The organism is Millisia brevis NBRC 105863, assembly GCF_001552615.1.
In the GTDB taxonomy this organism is placed as follows: domain Bacteria; phylum Actinomycetota; class Actinomycetes; order Mycobacteriales; family Mycobacteriaceae; genus Millisia; species Millisia brevis.
Genome location: NZ_BCRN01000017.1, coordinates 51,139 through 74,483, shown reverse-complemented (window position 1 = coordinate 74,483; position 23,345 = coordinate 51,139). Strand labels below are relative to the sequence as shown.

Annotated in this window: 23 protein-coding genes; 7 read left to right on the top strand and 16 right to left on the bottom strand. The window is 69.5% G+C overall.

What is annotated here, in order from left to right:
- Nucleotides 1-98: 98 nt before the first annotated feature.
- Both MB1_RS20555 and mqo read right to left on the bottom strand, forming a co-directional pair.
- Complete coding sequence (locus MB1_RS20555; protein WP_066911934.1) at nt 99-563, bottom strand: GNAT family N-acetyltransferase; 465 nt, start codon at nt 561-563, stop codon at nt 99-101.
- Between the two features lie 46 nt (nt 564-609).
- Nucleotides 610-2,118, bottom strand: coding sequence for a malate dehydrogenase (quinone) (mqo, locus tag MB1_RS20550; protein WP_157084203.1), 1,509 nt, complete (start codon nt 2,116-2,118; stop codon nt 610-612).
- A 321-nt stretch (nt 2,119-2,439) separates the two neighbouring features.
- Here mqo and MB1_RS20545 point away from each other — a divergent pair, with 321 nt between their 5' ends.
- Together MB1_RS20545 and MB1_RS20540 are read left to right on the top strand one after the other, a co-directional pair.
- Entirely contained in the window at nt 2,440-3,576 is a 1,137-nt protein-coding gene (locus MB1_RS20545) for an alpha/beta hydrolase (protein WP_084352325.1), read from the top strand.
- A 17-nt stretch (nt 3,577-3,593) separates the two neighbouring features.
- Nucleotides 3,594-5,009 carry a mycothione reductase gene (locus MB1_RS20540; protein WP_157084201.1) on the top strand — a complete coding sequence of 472 codons (1,416 nt, stop codon included), beginning with the start codon at nt 3,594-3,596 and terminating at the stop codon, nt 5,007-5,009.
- 35 nt (nt 5,010-5,044) lie between these two features.
- On the opposite strand, the gene MB1_RS20535 is transcribed toward MB1_RS20540, so the two are convergent.
- The 6 genes from MB1_RS20535 to MB1_RS20510 form a co-directional block, all read right to left on the bottom strand.
- Nucleotides 5,045-6,190 carry a glutamate-cysteine ligase family protein gene (locus tag MB1_RS20535; RefSeq protein ID WP_066911927.1) on the bottom strand — a complete coding sequence of 382 codons (1,146 nt, stop codon included), beginning with the start codon at nt 6,188-6,190 and terminating at the stop codon, nt 5,045-5,047.
- A gap of 53 nt (nt 6,191-6,243) precedes the next feature.
- Nucleotides 6,244-6,783, bottom strand: a complete 540-nt coding sequence (locus MB1_RS20530; protein WP_066911920.1) for a hypothetical protein — start codon at nt 6,781-6,783, stop codon at nt 6,244-6,246.
- Between the two features lie 40 nt (nt 6,784-6,823).
- Complete coding sequence (locus tag MB1_RS20525; protein ID WP_066911916.1) at nt 6,824-8,356, bottom strand: cobyric acid synthase; 1,533 nt, start codon at nt 8,354-8,356, stop codon at nt 6,824-6,826.
- A gap of 17 nt (nt 8,357-8,373) precedes the next feature.
- Complete coding sequence (map, locus tag MB1_RS20520) at nt 8,374-9,231, bottom strand: type I methionyl aminopeptidase (RefSeq protein WP_066911914.1); 858 nt, start codon at nt 9,229-9,231, stop codon at nt 8,374-8,376.
- A 74-nt stretch (nt 9,232-9,305) separates the two neighbouring features.
- Nucleotides 9,306-11,117 carry a penicillin-binding transpeptidase domain-containing protein gene (locus MB1_RS20515; protein WP_066911911.1) on the bottom strand — a complete coding sequence of 604 codons (1,812 nt, stop codon included), beginning with the start codon at nt 11,115-11,117 and terminating at the stop codon, nt 9,306-9,308.
- Nucleotides 11,118-11,227: 110 nt separating this feature from the next.
- The gene (locus MB1_RS20510) at nt 11,228-11,563 is read right to left on the bottom strand and encodes a cupin domain-containing protein (protein ID WP_066911908.1); all 336 of its coding nucleotides are present in this window, start codon (nt 11,561-11,563) and stop codon (nt 11,228-11,230) included.
- A gap of 62 nt (nt 11,564-11,625) precedes the next feature.
- Between MB1_RS20510 and MB1_RS20505 the strand changes: the two genes are divergently transcribed.
- A complete protein-coding gene (locus MB1_RS20505; RefSeq protein WP_066911905.1) occupies nt 11,626-12,012 on the top strand; it encodes a hypothetical protein in 387 nt (128 codons plus the stop codon).
- Between the two features lie 160 nt (nt 12,013-12,172).
- Here MB1_RS20505 and MB1_RS20500 read toward each other — a convergent pair whose 3' ends face one another.
- The 4 genes from MB1_RS20500 to dxr all read right to left on the bottom strand — a co-directional run bounded on the left by MB1_RS20500 (nt 12,173) and on the right by dxr (nt 16,882).
- Nucleotides 12,173-13,024, bottom strand: coding sequence for a GNAT family N-acetyltransferase (locus MB1_RS20500; protein ID WP_439646966.1), 852 nt, complete (start codon nt 13,022-13,024; stop codon nt 12,173-12,175).
- Between the two features lie 145 nt (nt 13,025-13,169).
- Nucleotides 13,170-14,327: a flavodoxin-dependent (E)-4-hydroxy-3-methylbut-2-enyl-diphosphate synthase gene (gene ispG / locus MB1_RS20495; protein ID WP_066911902.1), complete on the bottom strand. Its 1,158-nt coding sequence runs from the start codon at nt 14,325-14,327 to the stop codon at nt 13,170-13,172.
- Nucleotides 14,328-14,423: 96 nt separating this feature from the next.
- On the bottom strand, nt 14,424-15,647 hold the full coding sequence (locus MB1_RS20490) for a M50 family metallopeptidase (protein WP_066911899.1): 1,224 nt from the start codon (nt 15,645-15,647) through the stop codon (nt 14,424-14,426).
- Complete coding sequence (gene dxr / locus MB1_RS20485; RefSeq protein ID WP_066912043.1) at nt 15,644-16,882, bottom strand: 1-deoxy-D-xylulose-5-phosphate reductoisomerase; 1,239 nt, start codon at nt 16,880-16,882, stop codon at nt 15,644-15,646. The genes MB1_RS20490 and dxr overlap by 4 nt, the downstream gene beginning before the upstream one ends.
- Before the next feature lie 174 nt (nt 16,883-17,056).
- Between dxr and MB1_RS20480 the strand changes: the two genes are divergently transcribed.
- The 4 genes from MB1_RS20480 to MB1_RS20465 all read left to right on the top strand — a co-directional run bounded on the left by MB1_RS20480 (nt 17,057) and on the right by MB1_RS20465 (nt 19,433).
- Nucleotides 17,057-17,323 (top strand): DUF2631 domain-containing protein, encoded by a 267-nt coding sequence (locus MB1_RS20480; RefSeq protein WP_066911892.1) that lies wholly within the window; start codon nt 17,057-17,059, stop codon nt 17,321-17,323.
- A gap of 206 nt (nt 17,324-17,529) precedes the next feature.
- A complete protein-coding gene (locus MB1_RS20475) occupies nt 17,530-18,750 on the top strand; it encodes an inorganic phosphate transporter (protein WP_066911889.1) in 1,221 nt (406 codons plus the stop codon).
- Between the two features lie 14 nt (nt 18,751-18,764).
- The gene (locus tag MB1_RS20470) at nt 18,765-19,064 is read left to right on the top strand and encodes a hypothetical protein (RefSeq protein ID WP_066911885.1); all 300 of its coding nucleotides are present in this window, start codon (nt 18,765-18,767) and stop codon (nt 19,062-19,064) included.
- 33 nt (nt 19,065-19,097) lie between these two features.
- Complete coding sequence (locus tag MB1_RS20465) at nt 19,098-19,433, top strand: DUF3349 domain-containing protein (RefSeq protein WP_066911880.1); 336 nt, start codon at nt 19,098-19,100, stop codon at nt 19,431-19,433.
- A gap of 91 nt (nt 19,434-19,524) precedes the next feature.
- Here MB1_RS20465 and rlmN read toward each other — a convergent pair whose 3' ends face one another.
- From rlmN to pyrH, 4 genes are all read right to left on the bottom strand, one after another.
- A complete protein-coding gene (gene rlmN, locus MB1_RS20460) occupies nt 19,525-20,706 on the bottom strand; it encodes a 23S rRNA (adenine(2503)-C(2))-methyltransferase RlmN (protein WP_066911875.1) in 1,182 nt (393 codons plus the stop codon).
- A gap of 102 nt (nt 20,707-20,808) precedes the next feature.
- A complete protein-coding gene (locus MB1_RS20455; RefSeq protein ID WP_084352323.1) occupies nt 20,809-21,909 on the bottom strand; it encodes a phosphatidate cytidylyltransferase in 1,101 nt (366 codons plus the stop codon).
- Nucleotides 21,906-22,463, bottom strand: a complete 558-nt coding sequence (frr, locus tag MB1_RS20450) for a ribosome recycling factor (RefSeq protein ID WP_066912037.1) — start codon at nt 22,461-22,463, stop codon at nt 21,906-21,908. The genes MB1_RS20455 and frr overlap by 4 nt, the downstream gene beginning before the upstream one ends.
- 115 nt (nt 22,464-22,578) lie before the next feature.
- Nucleotides 22,579-23,319 carry a UMP kinase gene (pyrH, locus tag MB1_RS20445; protein WP_066911873.1) on the bottom strand — a complete coding sequence of 247 codons (741 nt, stop codon included), beginning with the start codon at nt 23,317-23,319 and terminating at the stop codon, nt 22,579-22,581.
- Nucleotides 23,320-23,345: the final 26 nt, after the last annotated feature.

The window sequence follows — 23,345 nt, the reverse complement described above, 5'->3', positions numbered from 1 at the left end:
GAACGGACCGCCGCCCCGGTTGGGGGCGGCGGTCCGCCGGTGGGTACTGCCGGGAAGCCGCTGGGTACTGCTGGGACGGGTGCCGGTGAGCCGCGAGGTCAGCGGTTGGTGGCGACCCGCTCCATCGGTCGGTGCGGGATACCGTCCTCGACGACGTCCGGTCCGGTCGGTACGAAGCCGTACTCGGAGTACATATCCGCCAGGTACGTCTGCGCGAGGATCCGGCACGGGGTGGAACCCACCTCGGCCAGGGCCGCCTGCAGCAGTCGCCGGGTATGTCCCTGCCCGCGATACTCGGGCCGGGTACACAGTCGTCCGATGCGGTACGTCTTCACCCCGGCCTCGTGCTCCTCGAGCAGTCGGAGGGTGCAGATGACGTCGTCACCGGCTTCGATCCAATAGTGCCGGGTCTCGCGTTCGAGGTCCCTGCCGTCGAGCTCCGGGTAGGCGCAGCCCTGTTCGACCACAAAAACCTCCACCCGCAGCTTCAGCAACCGGTACAGAATGTCGGTCGACAGGTCGTACGAGCGAGCCCGGCGAATCGTGGTCGTCGAGGTAGGCATACCTTTTGGTAGCACAGAACGGGGCTCGGTGCGACCGGAGCGAGCCTCAGCCGGCGGCGATCCCGGTGTCCGCGGGGTCGGTGCGGACACTGCGATCGAGCTGCAGTTCACGCGTCGAGTAGTCCCACAGTTCCTCGAACAGACGCGGCTGCTCGGCCAGCGAGGTGCCCAACGACGGCACCATCTCCTCGAGCACCGGACGCCACTGGGTCCACCGGTCGCCGAAGCAGCGTTCCAGGACGGTCAGCATCGCGGAGACCGCGGTGGAGGCGCCCGGCGAGGCGCCGAGCAGGCCGGCGATCGACCCGTCGCCCGCGGTGATCACCGCGGTACCGAATTCGAGGACGCCGCCGCGACCCTTGCGGCGGATCACCTGCACCCGCTGCCCGGCGACGACGCTGTACCAGTCGGGGTCGGCGGCGCGCGGGTAGAACTCGCGCAGCTCGTCGACGCGGGCGGCCGGGCCCTTGGCGAGCTCGCCGACCAGGTACTTGACCAGGCCGAGCTCCGTCAGGCCGACACCGAGCATCGAGCCGATGTTGTTGGGCCGCACCGAGGCGAACAGATCGGTATTGCGGCCGTTCTTGAGGAACTTCGGCGTCCAACCGGCAAACGGTCCGAACAGCAGGTCGCGCTTTCCACCGATGACGCGGGTGTCGAGGTGCGGTACCGACATCGGCGGTGCGCCTACGGCGGCCTTGCCGTAGACCTTCGCGTCGTGTTCGGCGATCGCGGACGGGTTGATGCAGCGCAGCCATTCACCGCTGACCGGGAAGCCGCCGAAGCCCTTGGCCTCCGGAATCCCCGACTTCTGCAGCAACCGCAGGGCGCCGCCGCCGGCACCGACGAAGACGAATCGCGCACGCACGGTGGTGCTCTCGCGAGAGCGACGGTTGCGGACCTTCACCTCCCACCACTTGGCGCCGTCCTTGGACAGCCCCTGCACCTCGTGTCCGAAGTGCACGGCGGAGCCGCTGCCGGCGACGTAGTTGAGCAGCTGGCGGGTCAGGGAGCCGAAGTCGACGTCGGTACCGCGATCGGACCAGTTCAGCGCGATGGGCTGGGCGGCGTCACGGCCGCGGGCCATCAGCGGCAGCCGCTCGGCGAAGACGGTCGGGTCGTCGATGAACTCCATCCCGGCGAACAGCGGGTTGGGCGCGAGGGCGTCGTAGCGGGCGCGCAGGTACTTCGAGTTGGCGGTGCCGGTGACGAAGCTGACGTGCGGGACCGGGCTGATGAAGTCCTTCGGGTCGCCGAGCATGCCGGTCGCCACCGAGGTGGCCCAGAACTGGCGGGACAGCTGGAACTGCTCGTTGACCGTGATCGCCTTGTTGACGTCGACGGTGCCGTCCTTCTGCTGCGGGGTGTAGTTGAGCTCGCAGAGGGCGGAGTGGCCGGTGCCGGCGTTGTTCCACGCATCGGAACTCTCCGCGGCGGCGGCGTCGAGGCGTTCGTAGACGCGCACCGTCCAGGAGGGTTCGAGTTTGCGCAGCAGCGCACCGAGCGTCGCGCTCATGATGCCCGCGCCCACCAGGACGACGTCGACCGTCTCGATCGGTCGTTGACCTGCCGCACCCGACTTCGTTGCTGTCGACCCCGTTGAGTTCGCCACTGGTAGATCGCGTCCTTCGCTGCTCGTACACCTCGACAGCCGTCGGACGCAGACCACGGTCCGCGTCGTCGCGGGCAGTCGAAATATGCCCGTCGTCGGGCACACATTGACCACTAGATTACCCGCCGGTCATCATGTCAAAGTATGTGAGAAATCGCATGTCCCGACGCCTGGCGATTCGCTGCGGCGCCGCCCGCGCGGAAGGCCGACATCCCCCGGTGGGAGCCATCGGCGGTGGTCGGAGTGCCCCATTAGGCTGAAGACATGAGTTCGTGGATTCCGGACATTCTCGGTGAGGGCTTCGACCAACGGACGATCGAATTGGGGGTCGATCCGGACGGCGAGGGCGCCATCGTCGCCACCCTGGTCCGCTACCGCCCGACGTCCGCCGACGGGGTGCAGGCCGACGGGCCGCCGATCCTCTACGTCCACGGCTATACCGACTACTTCTTCCAGCGCCATATCGCCGAGCACCTGCACGCGCACGGCCACCAGTTGTACGCGCTGGACCTGCGCAAGTGCGGCCGATCGCTGCGGGAGGACCAGACCCCGCACTACATCAGCGACCTGTCGTTGTACGACGCCGAGCTCGAACGGGCCCTGGCGATCGTGCACGAGGAGACCGGCCGCGATGTCGTGATGATGGCGCACTCCACCGGCGGCCTGATCGTTCCGCTGTGGCTCGACCGTCGGCGCCGCAACGGCCGCCGCGACGGGGTGATCGGCGAGGTCCTCAACAGCCCCTGGCTGGACCTGCAGGGCAGCGCACTGATGCGCACCCCCCTGGTCTCGGCGGCTATCGAGGCCGTCGGACGCACCCGCCCGATGGCGGTGGTCCCGGGGCGCAGCCTCGACACCTACGGCAGTTCGATCTCCGCCAAGGTGCACGGCGAGTGGACCTACAACACCGTCAGCAAGCCGCTGGCGGGCTTCCCGATCCGCTTCGGATGGATCCGCGCGGTCCGCCGCGCCCAGGCGCACCTGCACCGCGGCATCAACGTGGGGGTGCCGACCCTCGTGCTGCGGTCGGCCGTCTCCTTCCGCTCCAACGAGTATGTGCCGGAGGTCGATTCGGCGGACGCGGTACTCGACGTCGGCCAGATCGCCCGGTGGTCGGGCTGCCTGGGCGATCGGGTGTCCGTGGTGCCGATCGACGGAGCCCGGCACGATATCTTCCTGTCGGTGGCCGCGGTGCGCGAGCACGCCTTCGCCGAGGTGGACGCCTGGCTCGATCACCTGCCCGCCCCGACCCCACCGCAGACCCCCGCAGCTCCCGCGGTCGCGGGCCCCGCCGGCGGGAGCCCGGCCGGCGCGGACGAGACCGCCGCCGTCTCCCCCATCGTCGAGGGTGCGGATTCGGTCACGGATGGGGCGGATTCGGTCGCCGCCGATTCCCGATGAGCGGCGACACCGCCTCCGTGCGGGAGGTCGACCTCGTCGTCATCGGTTCCGGGTCGGGCAACTCGATCGCCGACGAGCGTTTCGCCGATCGTTCGGTCGCGATCATCGAGCGCAACCCGGTCTTCGGGGGCACCTGCCTGAACGTCGGCTGCATCCCCACCAAGATGTTCGTCCAGGCGGCGAACGTGGCGCGCTCCGCGACCGATGCGGCCCGCTTCGGGGTGGACGCACAGTTCACCGGAGCTCGGTGGTCGGACATCGTCGGGCGCATCTTCGGCCGCATCGATTCGATCTCCCGCTCCGGCGAGCAATGGCGCCGCAGCGGGGCGGCGAATGTCTCCCTGATCTCCGGCACCGCCCGGTTCACCGCACCGCTGACCCTCGAGATCGGCGACGGTCCGGATGCGGGCACGATCGTGCGGGCCGGGCAGATCGTCTTGGCGACGGGCTCGCGCGCGATCGTTCCCGACGTGATCGCCGATTCCGGCGTCGCCTTCCACACCAGCGATACGATCATGCGCCTGCCACAGCTGCCGCGGCATCTGGTGATCGTCGGCTCCGGCACGATCGCCGCGGAGTTCGCGAATATCTTCTCCGGCTTGGGTTCCCGGGTGACGATCATCGCGCGCGGCGACCATCTGCTGCGCACGATGGACCGGGATATCTCCGATACCTTCACCCGGCTCGCGTCCAAACAATGGGATGTGCGGCTGGGCTGTGAGGTCGCCGGGCTCACCGGACCCGCCCTCGACGGGCCGGGCGAGGGCGCGGACAACGCGATCGCGGTGGCGCTGAGCGACGGATCGACGGTCACCTGCGACACGGTGCTCGTCGCGGTCGGCCGCCACCCGAACGGCGATCATCTCGGCGCCGAGCACGGCGGGGTGCAGCTGGCACCGTCCGGTGAGGTCGTCGTCGACCGCTGCGGTCGCACCACCGCCCGCAATGTCTGGGCGCTCGGCGATGTCGCCTCCGAGGATCAGCTCAAGCATGTGGCCAATGCCCAGGCCCGGGCGGTCGCGGACAATCTGCTCAGGAACTGGGACGACACCGCCGACCTGGCCGCCTTCCCCGACGTGCCGATCCCCCGCGCGGTCTTCACCCAACCCGAGATCGCCACGGTGGGGCTGACCGAAGGGCAGGCGCGCGACGCCGGCTACGACATCGCCGTCAAGGTGCAGCCGCTCGGCGCGGTCGCCTACGGGTGGGCGCTGGAGGATTCGGACGGTTTCTGCAAGGTGATCGCCGAGCGCGGCACCGGGCGGCTGCTGGGCGCGCATATTCTCGGCCTGGCCGCGTCCACGGTGATCCAACCGCTGATCCAGGCGATGAGCTTTGGGCAGACCGCGACCGAGGTGGCGCGGGGCCAGTACTGGATCCACCCCGCGCTGTCGGAACTGGTGGAGAACGCGCTGCTCGGCCTCGACATCTGACCGATCCCGCGCCGCTCGTGTCCGGGCGGCGCGGGTCAGATGTCGAAGAGCCGCTTGGGGATCGGCGCGGGGATGTACATGGTCCCGGCGCGCCGGTAGTGGTCCACCAACAGATCCGCCGGGGTGATCCGTTCGGCGAGCAGCCGAACGAGGACCTCCAGGTCGGTTACGGCACAACGCAACTCGTCATCGGATGCCAATGCCGCCCGGGCGGCGTCCAGCATCTCGGCGGCGCCGGCGACGATCCGCGGATCCGACCATCCTTCGGCGCCGGCGACCCGGTGCAGTTCCCGGTCCGGTACCGCCGCCCGGCCGGGCAGGTCGTCGGCCAGGGCGATACCCGCGACCAGGGCGAACAGCGCCGCCATCAGGTCCAGGGCGGGGATCGCGTCGAAGGCCTTGAACTCGATCCGCCCACGTTCGCTCGCCGATCGTGCGGGCACCTCGAGGGGCGGGGTGCCGTCCGCGCCGTCGAGGTAGACCCGGACCGCGGCGCGCGGCCCGGTGCGGATGTGGGTGCGGATCGACGGCCCGGACCACACCTGCCCGGACCGGAACGGTGAGCTGAACGAGAAGGGCACCAGGTAGGGGCTGTAGTAGGTGAGGCGCCGCGCGATCCGGCGGGCGGCGTCGTCATCCGCGGGGGTATACGACAGGTTGAGGTCGGGGCCGTAGGTGACATTGGAGACCTCGGCGAGCGCGTACTCCGGATGCTCCTCGCGCATCCGAATCTCCCAGTCGTTCAACGGCGGATCGAGCCGGTACCGATCGGTGCGCGGGTTGTGCCCGACGATCCCGGCGCCGAGCCCGGCGCGCGCCAGGCGGGACAGCAACTGCGTCTCGACGTCGGTGAGGCTGTCGATCGCCGCGGCGATCGTCGGTCGCGGAGGGGTGCGGATCTCCACCCCTTTGACCAGCAGGTCGGTCAGATGCCCGGTCGGGTCGAAGCGTTCGTCACCCTCGAGGTACCAATAGCCGGACTTGATGCCGAGGTCACCGGTTTCCAGGCTGGGGTCGGTGCGGCCCGGCGGGTCGGCCAGAGCCGCCGTCAGCGTGGCGAAGTCGAGGTCGGTGAAGTCGCGAACCGCACCGGTCTGCGCGGTGACCAGGAGGTATTCGAACTCGATACCGAATCGCCATGCCGCTTCCGATCGACCGAACACCGTCGGACGGTCGAGCACCTACAGCTCCGCGGGAGTGATCGGGCGCCGCCGACCCGGGAGGTGGTGCGGGCCTACCATGTGCTGCTCCGCAGGGCGATCTCGCTGGCCAGTTCGGCGGGATAGCGGCGGATCGGGGCGTCGGTGTCGGCGAGTTCGACCAACCGGAATTCGCTGTATACCTTGGGGCCGCTCGCCCGAGCCGCGGCCACGTTCGCCGCGCCGACGGCGATGACCGTCGTCGGGACCTCGATAGCCGGACAGCCGGAGTCCGCGCCGGGATGGCCGCGGTCGATCGCGATCAGACTGCGCACCCGACCGAAGGTGGTCGCGCCGACCCACCAGGCCGCCTCCGCGCCGGTCCCGTGGCCGACGAGGTTGGCCCACCCGGTGAACGTCTCCAGCACGGCGGTCACCATGTCCGGGGTCGGCTTGGACTGCGTCTCGAGGATTGCGGTGCGCAAATCGGACTGGTGGAGGCGCGCGCAGAGCGCGGCGTAGTCGTCGGGCTGCTCCCCGATATCCGGAACGATCACCACCAAATGGCGGGATTCGGGACCGTCGACGGCGACCTCGACCGGACCGTCGGGGGTATCGACGCTGCTCGTCGGCATATCGACCAACCCTACTCGTCGCCGTCGCGACGCCGGGGCGCTACCACTGCAATCGGGTGAACAACGTCGGAACGTGCGGGGGGCCGCCGCGGGCGATCCTCAGCACCGCGTCGACATCCAGACCGGCCTCGACCAGGTCGGCAAGGCGGTCGAGGCGTCGGTCGCGGACCTCGACGGCCGAGGTGTCGCCGGCGACGATGAAACCGCTCGGTCCGGTCAACGCCACCACCTCGCGCAGCAGCGCCCGGCGAAAGCCGTCCGACTCGAGCAATCCGTGCCAGTGGGTCCCGACGACCGCGTCCCGTCGGGAGCCCTCGGGGCCGTACCGGTCGTCGGTCAGCAGCGGCGCCTCGGCCGTGCGGACCACCGCACCGTGGTGGATCTCGTAGCCGGTCACCCGTGCGCCGTCCGCGACCCCGGCGACCCGTCGCACGGTCTTGACCGGATGGAAGGCGATGTCGAGGTCGAGCAATCCGAGGCCCTCGACGGCGCCCCGCCCGGATTCGACGTCGTCGACGATGCGGCGGGCCAGCATCTGGTAGCCCCCGCAGATCGCGAACAGGGGCCGGCGCGCGGCCACCCGCTGTTCGAGAGCGCTCGCCAGGCCCGCGGCGCGCAGCCAGGCGAGGTCGTCGACGGTCGACTTGGTGCCCGGCAGGACGACCAGGTGCGCGTCGCGCACGATCGCCGGGTCGGCCGTCCAGCGCACCTCGACACCCGGTTCGCAGGCGAGCGCCTCGACGTCCGTGGAATTGGAGATCCGCGGCAGGCGGATCGCCGCGACCCGCAGCGGGCCCGCGCCCAGGGCCGGCGCCGGGGTGCCGACGGTCGATTCGACCGGCACGTTGAGCGAGTCCTCGACGTCCATCGCCACGGTCGGGTCGTAGCCGACGACGCCGAGGACGCGTCGGCCGGTGCGTTCGGTGACCATGTCGAGGCCGGGCTGCAGCAGGGCGCGGTCACCGCGAAATTTGTTGACCACGAATCCGCCGATCAGCCGCTGATCCTCCGGTTCGAGGACCGCGACCGTGCCGTGGAAGTGCGCGAGCACTCCCCCGCGGTCGATATCGCCGACCACCAGCACCGGCATATCGGCCGCGCGGGCCAGACCCATATTGGCGATATCGCCCTCGCGCAGGTTGATTTCGGCCGGCGATCCGGCACCTTCACAGAGCACCACCTCGTGCGCGCGGCGCAGACCCGCCAAGGCGTCGACGGCCACCGCGGCCAGTTCCCTTCGCCGCGAACGGTAGTCGGCGCCGCCGATCGTCCCGGCCGGATGTCCGCGGACGATCACCTGCGAGCGGTGGTCCGAACCCGGTTTCAGCAGAATGGGATTGAACGCCGTGATCGGGTCGAGCCCGCAGGCGTAGGCCTGGAGGGCCTGGGCGCGGCCGATCTCGCCGCCGTCCAGCGCGACGGCGGAGTTGTTCGACATGTTCTGCGCCTTGAACGGCGCGACGTCGATGCCCCGCCGACGCAGCGCTCGGCACAATCCGGCGACGATCGTGGACTTACCGGCGTCCGAGGTGGTTCCGGCCACCAGGAGCGCATCGGCGAGGCGGCCGCTCATCCGAGGGTCGTCCCCGCTCAGGGCAGGGTGAGGATTTCGGCGCCGGTATCGGTGACCACCAGGGTGTGCTCGAACTGCGCGGTCCAGGAGCGGTCGCGGGTCACCACGGTCCAGCCGTCGTCCCACATATCCCAGTCGATACCGCCGAGGGTGATCATCGGCTCGATGGTGAAGGTCATGCCGGGCTCGATGATGGTCTCGACCGACGGCTCGTCGTAGTGCAGGACGATCAGACCGTTGTGGAAGGTGGTGCCGATGCCGTGTCCGGTGAAGTCGCGTACGACGCCGTAGCCGAAGCGGTCGGCGTAGGCCTCGATGACCCGGCCGACGATGTTGAGCGCGCGGCCGGGCTTGACCGCCTTGATCGCACGCATGGTCGCCTCCCGGGTGCGCTCGACCAGCAGACGCACCTCCTCGGAGACGTCGCCGACGAGGAAGGTCGCGTTGGTGTCGCCGTGGACGCCGTCGATATAGGCGGTGACGTCGATGTTGACGATGTCGCCGTCCTGCATGACGGTCGAGTCGGGGATGCCGTGGCAGATCACCTCGTTGAGCGAGGTGCAGCTGGACTTGGTGAATCCCTTGTAGCCCAGGGTCGACGGGTAGGCACCGTGGGCGACCATGTACTCGTGGGCGATCCGGTCGAGTTCCTCGGTCGTCACACCGGGGGCGACCGCCTCGCCCGCCGCCTGCAGGGCCCGCGCGGCGATGCGGGAGGCGACTCGCATCCGCTCGATGACGTCGGGTGTCTGGACGTGCGGTTCGCTGCCCTCGCGGGCGGTCTTGCGGCCGACGTACTCCGGGCGCTCGATGCGGTTGGGTACGGCCAGCATGGGCGAGACCTCACCCGGCGTCAGGACACTGCGAACACTCATCAGGCCATCCTACGACCGGCCGATCGGCATACCGCTCCAGGTGGAGCGCCGCCCCTGTTCCCGCCGGCAGCCGCCTACGTGCCGTAACCGGCGGGCAGCGCGTCGAACATCGCCCGGGTGACGGCGACCGCATTGTCCGAGCTGCCGCCGCGCACGACGAGGGTGGCGAAGGCGACGTCGCCGCGGTAGCCGACGAACCAGGCATGCGATCCGTCCGGGACCTCCGCCTCACCGGTTTTGCCGTGCACATCACCCTGATCGGAAATCCGTCCGGCGGTGCCGCCGACGATCACCGCCCGCATCATGCGGCGCAGTCCGTCGACCGCCACCGGTTCGATATCGGTGCGGTCGCCGGTCACCGCGGTGTCGGCACCGACCAGCAGGTGCGGCACCGGGGTGACCCCGTTGGCGACGGTGGCGGCGGCCAACGCCATGCCGAAGGTGGAGACCACCACGCGCCCCTGACCGAAGCCGTCCTCGGCGCGCTGCTCGATCGTCGCCGCCGCCGGCACCGATCCGCCCGCGTTCGGCACCCCGAGGATGTCGTAGGAGGGGCCGATCCCGAATTGTGCGGCCGCCCGGGTGAGCCCGTCGTCGGGGAGCTGGGAGGCCAGGTGGGCGAAGGTGGTGTTGCAGGAGCGGGCGAACGCGGTCTCCATCGACACGGTGCCGAGCGAGAAGCCGTTGTAGTTCGGTACGGCGCGTTCGCCGATCGCCAGGACGCCCGGGCAGGGCACCGGCGAATCGGGCCCGGCCAGTCCCGCCTCGATCGCCGCCCCGGCGGTGATGATCTTGAAGGTCGAGCCCGGCGGATACTGCCCGGTCAGCGCGACCGGACCGTCGCGGTCGGCGGCGGGATTCTGGGCGACGGCGAGGATCGCGCCGGTCGACGGCTGCAGCACGACGATCATCGCCTGCAGGTCGGTCGCATTGACCGCGTTCTGGGCGGCGACCTGGACCGCGCGGTCGAGGGTGACCGAGAACGAGGGCACCGGCTGCGGCGGGGTTTCGGTCAGCACCGACACGACCGCACCGTCGGCGGTGCGCTGAACCACCCGCCACCCGGCGGTGCCGTCGACGCGGTCGATCACCGCGGACCGCACCCGGCTGATCAGGTCGGGGGCGAAGGTCGGGTCGACGGTGACCAGGTCGGCGAGTTCGACCACCGACACCCCGGGGATGCGGTCGAGTTGGTCGCGCTTGGCGTCGTAGGTCGCCTGGTCGAGTTGCGCGATGGTCACCGGGTTGCCCGAGCCGGTGGCGGCCTCGACGATCGCCTGCGGGCTCGGGGTGGTCGCGGGACGCAGCAGGTCGACCAGATCGCGGACGGCGCCGACGGTGTCGTCGACCCCCTCGGCGGACCAGGTGATGCGCATCACCCGACCGGGTACGAGCACATCGCTGCCGCCGTTTTCGTTGACCCGGGCGCGGGAGGCCTCGATCAGGCGCAGTTCGAGGGTCTGGTCGCTGCCGAGCGAGGGGTGCAGATCCGACGGGCTCCACCGCAGCACCCACTGCCCACCGCGCCGGGCCAGCGGCAGCTGCCCCTCGTAGGTCCACTGCCGGTTCGCCGACAACGTCCAGGTGTAGGTGTAGTCGACGGTGGCCGAGTCCCCGGAGATCCGCACGGCACCGGTCTCGACGGTCAGACCGGTCGCCTGCAGGCCGTCGTGGACCGAACGGATCGTGGGGGCGGCCAGGTCGGGTCGATCGGTCAGGCCGGCGGCGGCGTCGATATCGCCGGATCCGACCGCCGCGACGAAGTCGATCACCGCGGCCTCGGGACCGGTCGGTGGCGCGGAGCAACCGGTGATCGAGACGAGAAGCAGGATCAACCCGGCCGCGATCCACCCGCGGGGCGGGAGATGTCGTCGCGAGCCGGGCATCACGACCAGAGACTATGTGCTGCGAGCAGCCGCTCCCCCGTGCCCCGCCGCAGCGGACGGCAATTCGCCGACCCGGGGTGCGGCCGGATCGACGCGACCGCAGGGGGCCGCTACGTGATGTACACCTTGCGGAGGGTCTCGGTGACCGTCCACACGGTGTGCGCGCCGGCGGCGAGCCGCACGACATCGCCGCCGGACAGGTCCAGCGTCGGGGTGCCATCGTCGAAGGTGACCGTCGCGCGGCCCGACAGTACGACGAAGATCTCGTCGGCCTCGACATCGCGCATGACGCCGGCGGTCATCTCCCACACCCCGACCTCGAATCCGCCGAAGGAGGTCAACGCCGTCGCCGCGGTTCGCGGCTCCCCCGCAACCGTCTGCTCCGCGACGACCGGCTCGGACTCCATCGCGAGGCGCGAGGCATCGATGGCACTGTTCGGCTGCATCCCACGACGCTAACGCGGGCGCCCGAACATGTCGGTTTCGGCAGCAATACTCAACGCTCGCGATGCACGCCTTCGTCGACGAAACCAAGCAGGACGGGCTGCTGTTGGCGACGGCTATCGGTACGCCGGCCACGTTTGCGATCTGCCGGAAGAGCATCCGGGCCCTGATTCTGCCGGGTCAGGATCGCATCCACTTCACCGCCGCCATCGGCGCCCATCGGATGGTCGTCGAGCAGGACGACAGCCTGTTGGCCGCGGATCTGCGGATCCTGCACGGCGCCCGCCGGGCGCACGCCGCGACCGCGCCGAACTATGCGCATGCGCGCGCCGCGGCGGAGCCGCTGCTGCGCATTCCCGACGCGGTGGCCTGGTGTCTGGCGACCAGGAAGCCCGGGTGGAGGGCGCGCATCGCGCCGATCGTGGGAGAGACGATCCGAGTCGACCCCTGAACGCGCGAAACCCCGCTCACCAACCGTCCGGATGGCTGCGGGGTCACTTCCCTCGACTAAAGGGTCTCGGGCACCACCAGTGTAGGCGCGGCCGATCGCCCGGAGCAAGCAGACCGATACACCGGAGGTCCCGAACGGCTCGTACCGCCCGGCCGGACGGTCAGTCGAGCAGGACGGTGGTGAAGGTGCCGACGCGGCGGAATCCGATGCGCGCATAGGCCCGCCGGGCCGGGGTGTTGAAGCTGTTGACGTAGAGGCTGGCGATGCGGCCGCCGGCGTTGACCATGGCCGCGACCGCCGCGGTTCCCCCGGTCCCCAGGCCGTGGCTGCGCAGGTCGGGCGCGACCCAGACGCCCTGGATCTGTCCGACGGCCCGTGACATCGAGCCGACCTCGGCCTTGAATATCACCCGTTCGCCGTCGAAGCGGGCGTAGGCGCGCCCCGCGTCGATCAGGTTCGCGATCCGGCGCCGATAGCCCACGCCACCGTCACCGGCCAGGGGGTCGACGCCGACCTCCTCCCGGAACATCGCGACCGCGACCGGGAAGTAGGCGTTGATCTCGTGCGGGCGCACCTGTCGCACGTCGCGGTCGATCAGGTGATCCGGGACATGGGTGACCGCCAGCAGTGGCTGCTCGGCGCGCACCTCGCGCGGCGGGCCCCAGTCCGCTTGCAGTTCCTCCCAGAGCGGAAGGGTCAGCTCGGCCCGCCCGACCAGCGAGGAGCAGACCCGCGGCAGTCGCGCCGCGCGGTCGGCGAAGGCTCGCACATCATCGGGCCCGCCGCTCAGCGGGACCAGATTGGCACCGGAGAAGCAGAGCGAGGACTTGGTCGCACCCCGCGCCCACAGTTGGCCGTGCAGCAGTCGGGCGTCGAGGCCGATCTCCTCCACCCGCGCGGCGATCATGCACGCCGCGACCGGGTCGGCGTCGAGGACCCGCAGCACCTCGGGGACATCCCGTCCCCCGAGAGTGCGAACGCCGTGCGCCCGCATGCTGGGCATCTTCAGCATCGCCGCACTCCTCGCCCGATTCGGTCGCCTCCCGTGTGGACGCGACATGCGATACCGGCGGTCGACACGGCCGGCCCGTGTTGGCAACTGTCCCACGTTCGGGCGCCGGCCGGCGTCGCTTCGTGGCCGATCAGCCCAGTCCGGGTCACCCGACCGTGACGACCGGCGATCCGCTTGCCGTGTCCGGGTCGGACTCCTCGGCGATCCGCATCGCTTCCTCGATCAGGGTCTCGACGATCTGTGCTTCGGGAACGGTCTTGATGACCTTGCCCTTGACGAAGATCTGACCCCTGCCGTTGCCGGATGCGACACCGAGATCGGCTTCGCGGGCCTCGCCCGGTCCGTTGACGACACATCCCATCACCGCGACGCGCAGCGGGATCTCCATCCCCTCGAGGCCGGCGGTGACCTCGTTGGCCAAGGTGTAGACATCGACCTGGGCGCGGCCGCAGGACGGGCAGGAGACGATCTCGAGCTTGCGCGGCCGCAGATTCAGCGACTGCAGGATCTGGTCGCCGACCTTGATCTCCTCGGCCGGCGGGGCGGACAGCGAGACGCGGATCGTGTCGCCGATGCCCTCGGACAACAGCGCGCCGAAGGCGACGGCCGACTTGATCGTGCCCTGAAAGGACGGACCGGCCTCGGTGACGCCGAGGTGCAGGGGGTAGTCGCTCTGTGCGGCGAGCTGCCGGTAGGCCTCGACCATGACCACCGGGTCGTTGTGCTTGACCGAGATCTTGATGTCGCCGAAGCCGTGCTCCTCGAAGAGCGAGGCTTCCCAGAGCGCCGACTCGACCAGCGCCTCGGGCGTGGCTTTGCCGTACTTGTCCATCATCCGCTTGTCGAGCGAGCCGGCGTTGACACCGATGCGAATCGGGATGCCGGCGGCGCCGGCGGCCTTGGCGACCTCACCGACGCGGCCATCGAATTCCTTGATGTTGCCGGGATTGACCCGCACCGCGGCGCAGCCGGCGTCGATCGCGGCGAAGATATAGCGCGGTTGGAAGTGGATATCGGCGATCACCGGGATCTGGCTCTTGGCGGCGATCGCGACCAGGGCGTCGGCGTCCTCCTGCCGCGGGCAGGCCACACGTACGATGTCGCAGCCCGACGCGGTCAACTCCGCGATCTGCTGCAGGGTCGCGTTGATGTCGTGGGTGGGGGTGGTGGTCATCGATTGCACCGGGATGGGGTGGTCGCTGCCGACTCCGACATTCCCCACCATCAGCTGGCGGGTACGGCGGCGCGGAGCGAGTGTGGGCGCCGGTACTCCCGGCAGTCCCAGTCCTACGGAACCAGTCACTTGCCCGATTCTAGTCCCGTTCTCGGACACCGCCGCTCGCCCTCGGTTCGGCATGCCGTCACGAGGGCACCGGCCGGCGGCTCGCGACGGCGTCGATCAGCGGAAAACCTGCAGGGGGTTGACGATGTCGGCGGTGAGGGTCAGCACCATGAACGCCCCGCCGACCAGCATGACCACGTAGGTCGCCGGCAGCAGCTTGAGGTAGTCGACCGGCTCGCCGATCGCCCGGCCGCGCCGCACGCGGAAGGTATTGCGCACCTTCTCGTAGAGGGTGACCGCGATGTGACCTCCGTCGAGCGGCAGCAACGGGAGCATGTTGAACACCGCGAGGAAGTAGTTGAGCGCGGCGAGCAGCCCGACGAAGACCTCCCAGAGCCCCCGCTCGGCCGCCTGACCGCCGATCACGCTGGCCCCGACCACGCTGATCGGGGTGTCCTCGGCTCGCTCGGCCCCGCCGAAGATCGCGTTCCACAGCCCGACGACCTTGGTCGGCAGGGTGACGATCGCCTTGACGGTCTCGACCGCCATATCGCCGGTGAACGCCACCGCCGCCGGGATCGCCTGGATCGGTCCGTATTGGATATTGGGGAACGACTTGGCGACCACGCCGATCACGCCGATCGTCTGCAGCTGCGGCTCGTCGCTCACGCTGCGGTCGACGATCCAGCGGGAGACCTGCTGGACGGCCACCGGCACGGTGATCTGCTGTCCGTCGCGTTCGACGGTGACCTGCGCGGTGCCCTGCAGCGGGCGGACCGCCTCGATGACGTCGCCGAAGTTCGGGGTGTCGACGCCGTTGATCGCCAGGATCTGATCCCCCGACCGGATGCCGGCCAACCCGGCCGGTCCGGGGCCGGTGCACGCGGAGATCTGGCCGTCGCGGGCCTGGCTGTCGCCGGCGCATTGGGTGGTCTCGACGACCATGCGGGTCGGCGCGTCCCGGTCGGGCAGACCCCACCCGACCGCCAGGACCCAGACCAGCACGAAGCCGAGCACGATGTTCATCGCGATGCCGCCGACCATGACGACCACGCGCTTCCAGGTGGCCTGCCGGTACATCGCCCGTTCGTGTTCGTCGGGGGCCAGTTCGTCGAGCGGGGTCATCCCGGCGATATCGCAGAAACCGCCGGCCGGGATCGCCTTGAGGCCGTACTCGGTCTCGCCGCGCCGGAAGGACAGCACCTTCGGGCCGAAGCCGATGTAGAAGCGGCGCACCTTCATCCCCAGGGCGCGCGCGGTCCACATGTGGCCGGCCTCGTGCAGCGCGATCGACAGGGCGATTCCGACCGCGAAGAGGGTCACGCCGAGGACGAACATCATCGCGTGGCACGCGCCTTTCTGTCGACGAGCTCACCGGCTCGGGCGCGGGCCCATGCGTCTGCGGCGAGTGCGTCGTCCACGGTACGCGGCCGCACCGACCATTCCTCGCGGCCCCGGTCGACGATCTCCGCGACGATCTCGACGATGCGCGGGAAGGCGATCCGCTCGTCGAGGAAGGCCTCGGCGGCGATCTCGTTGGCGGCGTTGTAGACGGCGGGAAGGCTGCCGCCGACGGTTCCGGCCAGGCGAGCGAGATCGACCGCCGGGAAGACCGCGCCGTCGAGCGGCTCGAAGTCCCAGCGAGCGGCGGTGGTGAAGTCGCAGGGGGTCGAGGTGCCGGCCACCCGGTCGGGCCAGCCCAACGCCAACGAGATCGGCAGCCGCATATCCGGCGGGCTGGCCTGGGCGATCGTCGAGCCGTCGGTGAAGGTGACCATCGAGTGCACGATCGACTGCGGGTGCACGGTCACGTCGATCCGGTCGTAGGGGATACCGAACAGCAGATTCGCCTCGATCAGTTCGAGGCCCTTGTTGACCAGCGTGGCCGAGTTGAGGGTATTCATCGGGCCCATCGACCAGGTCGGATGGGCGCCGGCCATCTCGGGGGTGACGTCCTCGAGCCGCTCGGCGGTCCACCCGCGGAAGGGGCCCCCCGAGGCGGTCAGCACCAGCCGAGCGATCTCCTCGCTGCGACCGGCCCAGAGGCACTGGGCGAGCGCGGAGTGCTCGGAGTCGACCGGAACGATCTGGCCCGGTTGGGCCGCGTCGAGAACCAGGGGACCGCCCGCGACCAGCGACTCCTTGTTCGCCAGCGCCAGCCGAGCACCCGACCGCAGCGCGGCGAGCGTCGGCTCGAGTCCCATCGCACCGACGAGGGCGTTGAGCACGACGTCCGCCGGGATCTCCTCGACCAGTTCACGGATCGCGTCGCGTCCGGTGCGCACCCGTGTCGACGAGCCGTCGAGCGCGTCGCGGACCCGTCGTCCACCGTCCGCATCGCCGACCGCGACGTCGAGCACACCGAAGCGCTTCGCCTGATCGGCCAATTCGTCGGGACGGGATCCGCCCGCAGCCAGGCCGACCAGCTCGAATCGATCCGGGTTGGCGGCGATCACGTCGATGGCCTGCGTACCGATCGAGCCGGTGCTGCCCAGGACGACCACCCGGATCCGGTCCGTCGCACCGGCGTGCCGGGAGGTGCCGGCGTTCACATCGCCCACGTTCACATCGCCCATTGTGCAGGCCGACCCGCCCGCGGCGACCACGACCGGGCCCGGACGGGCCGCCGATGGCGCTCGGCACGCGCCGAATATCGCGCCGAGTCGTTACGACGCACTGTCGTATGCCACGATGGTCCCGACAGAACCTCGGCGGTGTCCGGCACCGCCCCGGCGACAGGAAGGTCCGCCATGTCCGGTGCAGACACCGAACCCCGGTCCCCGCGTCCCCTCGGCTGGAAGGCCGACGCCGCCGACGTGCCCTCCACCGAGTGGGGTTGGAGCGGCGAGAACCACACCTTCTTCCGCATCGCCGGATTCGTGACCGCGCTGTTCCTGCTCGTGATGATGATCGGCAATCACGAGAGCCGTATCGAGGATCTGTACCTGATCGGGTTCGCGCTCAGCATCGTCGGGTTCATCGGGATCGACTGGCTGCGTCGCCGCCGCAAGGGCTGACCCGCTCGCACGTTCCGCATCGACCCGCAGGCGCACGCCTGCGGGTCGGTTTGCGTTGGGACACATCCGAGTTGGGCGGCCGACATCGGGCAACCGGGACATACAGGATGATCCGACCGGACGGAAGTATCACCGGCTCGAATAGCTGGTGAACAGCGGGAGCCGACTCTATCGCGGGGTCCGGTATCGGGTGGAGCGTTGATCCCGTGAGTCCCGAATTCATCATTCTGGCGCTCGTGGTCGTGACCGCCTTGGGTTTCGATTTCACCAACGGCTTCCACGACACGGCCAATGCGATGGCGACCTCGATCGCCACCGGCGCCCTGAAACCGAAGGTCGCGGTGGCCCTGTCCGCGGTCCTGAACCTCGTGGGCGCGTTCCTGTCGGTCGAGGTGGCCCTGACGGTCACCAACGCCGTGATCAACATCCAGTCCTCCGACGGCAGCCCCCGGCCGGAACTGCTGGCCGACAACGGTTATGCGCTACTGCTGATCGTGCTGGCCGGGCTCTGCGGCGGTGTCACCTGGAATCTGTTGACCTGGTTGCTCGGCCTGCCGTCCAGTTCCTCGCATGCGCTCTTCGGCGGCCTGATCGGCGCCGCGATCGCCGCCATGGGCATCCACGGGGTCAACTGGAACGGCGACGGTACCCACCTCGACGGGGTGATCGGCAAGGTGATCCTGCCCGCCCTGGCCAGCCCGATCATCGCCGGCGTCGTCGCGATGGTCGGCACCTGGTTGGTGTACCGGATCACCGCCGGTGTCGCGGCACGCTTCACCGATACCGGTTTCCGGTGGGGGCAGATCGGTTCCGCTTCCCTGGTCTCCCTCGCACACGGCACCAACGACGCACAGAAGACGATGGGTGTGATCACCCTGGCCCTGATCGCGTCCGGCCACTGGAGCGACACCACCAACATCCCCGTCTGGGTGAAGGTTTGCTGCGCGACGGCGATCGCACTCGGCACCTATATCGGCGGCTGGCGTGTCATCCGCACCCTCGGCAAGGGACTGGTGGAGATCTCGCCGCCGCAGGGCATGGCGGCGGAATCGAGTTCGGCGGCGGTGATCCTCGCCTCGAGCCATCTGGGCTTCGCCCTGTCGACCACCCACGTCGCCACCGGATCGATCCTCGGTTCCGGGGTCGGTCGGCGCGGCGCCGAGGTCCGCTGGGGTGTGGCCCTGCGGATGGCGACCGCTTGGCTGATCACCCTGCCCGCCGCCGCCGTCGTCGGTGCGGCGATGTGGTGGCTCGGTCATCTGCTCGGCGGTCTTGCCGGAGCGATCGCCGTCTTCACCGTCCTGGTTCTCCTGGCGACGTACATCTACATGCGTTCGCGCATCAATCCCGTCAGCCACGAGAACGTCAACGACCACTGGGACGACACCACCCGGACCGAGTCGTCGTCCGACCCGGCGAACGTCTGAAAGGTCGCACCGATATGCACACTGTCGCACTCGCGCTCGACGGTTCCTGGCGCGTCCTGCTCGTGAGCCTGGTTCTGGGTGCCGGTCTACCGGCCCTGTTCGCACTCGGGGTTCGATCGCTCGCCTTCGGGATCGGCGGCTCGGCCGAAGCCGATATCGCCGCCCGGCCGCATCCGATCGGTCGCCTGCTCGCCGCCCTCTGCTTCGGCCTGGTGGTGCTCTTCGTCGCCCTCGGGATCACCGTGGTGGTCGCCTCCGGCTTCGGCAAGCAGGTCAGCTTCGAGCACGTATACCCGACGGTCGTCGACAAGTAGTCGGCGACCGGCAGACACGGAAGGACCCCGATCATGGCGACCACCGACAGTCGTTCGATCACCACCCGCGTGCTCGACTGGTTGCGGGCGGGCTATCCGGAGGGGGTGCCGCGCCAGGACTACCTCCCCCTGCTCGGTGTCCTGCGCCGCTCCCTGACCGAGGAGGACATCAGCGCGATCACCGACGATCTCGTCCTGGACACGGCCTCCGGCGACGACCCGATCTCCCGTGCGGAGATCGCTCGGATGATCCAGCGAACGGTGATTCAGTCGCCGTCGGCGGAGGACATCGCGCGGGTATCCGCGCGGCTGGCGGCCGGCGGCTGGCCGTTGGTCAGCTACGCACCGCACGAGGCGCCGTCCCTCTGATACCGGCCCGCGGACCCGGCCGTCCTCCCCCGCTCGGGGCGAGCGCGGCCGGGTCCCGCGTTATCGAGACGGCGCGATCACCGCGGCTCTGTCAGGTGCGCGCTTCGCCGGCGAGCTGACCGCACGCCGCCGCGATCTCCTGGCCGCGGGTATCGCGCACGGTGCACGCCACCCCGCCCTCGCGGACCAGTCGCACGAACTCCCGCTCGACCGGCTTGGGGCTGGCATCCCATTCGCTACCCGGTGTCGGGTTCAACGGGATCAGGTTGACGTGGACGCGGGACCCGAGATGCTGACGCAGCCGGCGGGCGAGCAGCTTGGCCCGCCACGGCTGGTCGTTGACGTCGCGGATCAGCGCGTATTCGATCGAGACGCGGCGACCGGAGGTATCGAGGTAGTAGCGGGCGGCGGAGAGCACCTCATCGATCGACCACCGGTTGTTGACCGGCACCAGGGTGTCGCGCAGTTCGTCGTCCGGGGTGTGCAGCGAGACCGCGAGCCGGACCGACATGTTCTCGTCCGCCAGCTTGCGGATCGCCGGGGCCAAGCCGACGGTCGAGACGGTGACCGATCGCTGGGAGATGCCGAAACCGCCGGGCGCGGGGTCGGTGATGCGGCGAATGGCGGTCACCAGACGCTTGTAGTTGGCCAGCGGCTCGCCCATGCCCATGAACACGATGTTGGAGAGCCGTCCGGGCTGCTGGTCGGTGGGCCCCTCGTCGTCGCCGTCCGGGTCGCCCGCCGAGTAGGCGGCGTCCGGGTGCGCGGGTTCCGGCAGATCGCCATCGCGCACCGTCGCCGCGGCCATGCGCACCTGCTCGACGATCTCCCCCGCCGACAGATTCCGATCCAGGCCGCCCTGTCCGGTCGCGCAGAAGGGGCACGCCATCCCGCAGCCGGCCTGACTCGAGACACACAGCGTGGTGCGACCCGAGTAGCGCATGAGCACCGATTCGATCAGCATGCCGTCGTGGGTGCGCAGCAGCGCCTTGCGGGTGGCACCGTCGTCGCAGGAGACCGCACGCAGCTCGGTCAGCAAGGTGGGCAGCAACGCCCCGGCGACCTGCTCGCGGACGGCGGCCGGCAGATCGGTCATCTCGGCCGGATCGGCGGTCAGCCGGGAGAAGTAGTGATGGGCGACCTGCTTGGCCCGGAAGGCCGGCTGGCCGAGGTCGCGCACGACGGCAGCCCGCTCCTCCGGGGACAGATCGGCCAGATGTGCGGGCGGCATTCCACGGCGCGGCGCGGAGAAAACGAGGTCGACGGCAGTCATGACCGGTCGATTGTCCCACGACCGGCCGGGTTGACCCGAATCGGCGCCGATCCCGCTCCGTCCGGCCCCCGCCGGCGCGGACGAGGCCGGCCCGATCGGGGCTCAGACCAGCGCCGCGAGGACCAACCAGGACACGAAGGCCGACGGCAGCACCGAGTCGAGCCGGTCCATCAGACCGCCGTGGCCCGGCAGCATGGTGCCCATATCCTTGATGCCCAGGTCGCGCTTGACCTGGGATTCGATCAGGTCGCCGAAGGTGGCGCTCAGGGCGACCACGGCGCCGAGCGCGATGCCGATGAAGGAGTGCACGCCGAGGATCAGGGTCACCGACAGGACGCTGCCGATGATGCACAGCAGCATCGAACCGGCCAGCCCCTCCCAGGACTTCTTGGGACTGATCGCCGGGGCCATCGGATGCCGGCCGAACAGGACACCCGAGACGTAGCCACCGACGTCGGAGCAGACCACCGCGATCAGGAAGACCAGCACACGCTGGGGTCCGAGCGGCTGGGTGACCATCAGCACCGCGAACGACGCCAACAGCGGAATCCACGCCAGCACGAAGATCGCGATCGACACATCGCGCAGGTAGTTCTGTGGCGGGTTCTCCAGACCTTCGGACACCAGTCGCCACAGCAGGGTGATCACCGCGGTGGCACCGAGCGCACCGACCGCACCGATCGCGCCGAATCGCCAGGCCATCCACAGGATCGCCTGGCCGCCGACCAGCAGCGGAATCCACGGCACGACCACCTGGGCCTGCCGCAGCCGCCGGATCACCTCGAGGGTCGCGATACCGATGGCCACCGACGCGACCGCCACGAAGACGATCGGCAGGAAGATCAGGCTCAGGATCATCATGACCCCGAGGCCGAGGCCGACACCGATCGCGGCGGGCAGGTCACGGCCGGCGCGCGAGGTCTTCACGCGGTCCTCGGGCGCCTCCTCGGCGTCCGGTTCGCCGGTGTCGTCGACGATGCGATCGTCGGCGATGCGATCGTCGAGGGGGCCGACCTCACGCGCGCCGGCGGTCTGGGCGGCCTGCTCGGCGTCCGAGGCGCCCTCGGTGGTCGCGTTCCCGTTCGTCGTCGGATTCCCGGCGCCGACCCGGTCGGGGTCGTGCTCGTCGGGGTTCTGCGCGGACGGCGATTCCGGTGGCAACGAGTCGGCAGGAGAGTTGCCCGGCGCGATATCGGAGGTCATACCTCCATCAATTCCGCTTCCTTGTGCTTCACAAGGTCATCGATCTGCGAGACGTAGCGGGCGGTGGTCTTGTCGAGCTCGGATTCCGCGCGACCGACCTCGTCCTCGCCCGCTTCGCCGTCCTTCTGGATGCGCTTGAGCTCGTCCATCGCCTTGCGACGGACGTTGCGGATGGCGATCTTCGCGTCCTCGCCCTTGGACTTGGCCTGCTTGACCAGGTCGCGCCGGCGTTCCTCGGTCAGCTGCGGGACCGCCACCCGGATCAGCGATCCGTCGTTGGTGGGGTTGACGCCCAGGTCGGAGTTGCGGATCGCGGTCTCGATGGCCCCCAGCTGGGAGCTCTCGTAGGGCTTGATCACCACGAGACGAGCCTCGGGGACGGTGATGCCGGCCAACTGCACGATCGGAGTCGGTGCCCCGTAGTACTCGATGGTGATCCGGGAGAACATGCCGGGATTCGCCCGGCCGGTGCGGATGGCGCCGAGATCGTCGCGCGACACGACGACGGCCTTCTCCATCTTCTCCTCGGCATCGAACAATGCCTCATCGATCACGGTTGCCACTCCTTGCAACAATTTGTGCCGTCCGGGCGGTGTCGGGTCGGCGTATTCTCCGGACGAGGCGAGCACATCGTAACCGTGCCCGACTCGTCCGATGGGCATTCGCCGGTCACGACATCACCAAGGTGCCTATCTTCTCACCGGACACCGCGCGGGCGATATTGCCCTCGACGAGCAGATTGAACACCACCATCGGCATGTCGTTGTCCATACACAAGCTGAAGGCGGTCGCATCGGCCACCTTCAATTCCTTTTCGAGGACCTCGCGGTGGGTCACTCGTTCGATCAGCTCCGCGGTGGGGTCGAGGCGCGGATCGGCGGTGTAGACCCCGTCGACCGCCTTGGCCATCAACACCACCTCGGCACCGATCTCCAGCGCGCGCTGTGCGGCGGTGGTGTCGGTGGAGAAGAACGGCATGCCGACGCCGGCGCCGAAGATCACCACGCGCCCCTTCTCCAGGTGTCGGCGCGCACGCAGCGGCAGATAGGGCTCGGCGACCTGACCCATGGTGATCGCGGTCTGGACGCGGGTGCTGATGCCCTGCTTCTCCAGGAAGTCCTGCAGCGCCAGGCAGTTCATGACCGTGCCGAGCATGCCCATGTAATCGGAACGCGCCCGATCCATACCGCGCTGCTGCAGTTCCGCGCCGCGGAAGAAGTTGCCACCACCGATGACGACGGCGACCTGAACCCCGGAACGCACAACGTCGGCGATCTCCTCGGCGACCTTCTCCACGACGTCCGGGTCGAGTCCCACCTGTCCTCCGCCGAACATTTCACCGCCCAGCTTGAGCAGCACGCGGTGGTAGCCGGGGGTATCGGCGGGCTTATCGGAGACGGGCTCGGTCATTTACGCTCCTCGACAAGTGCTTCGGC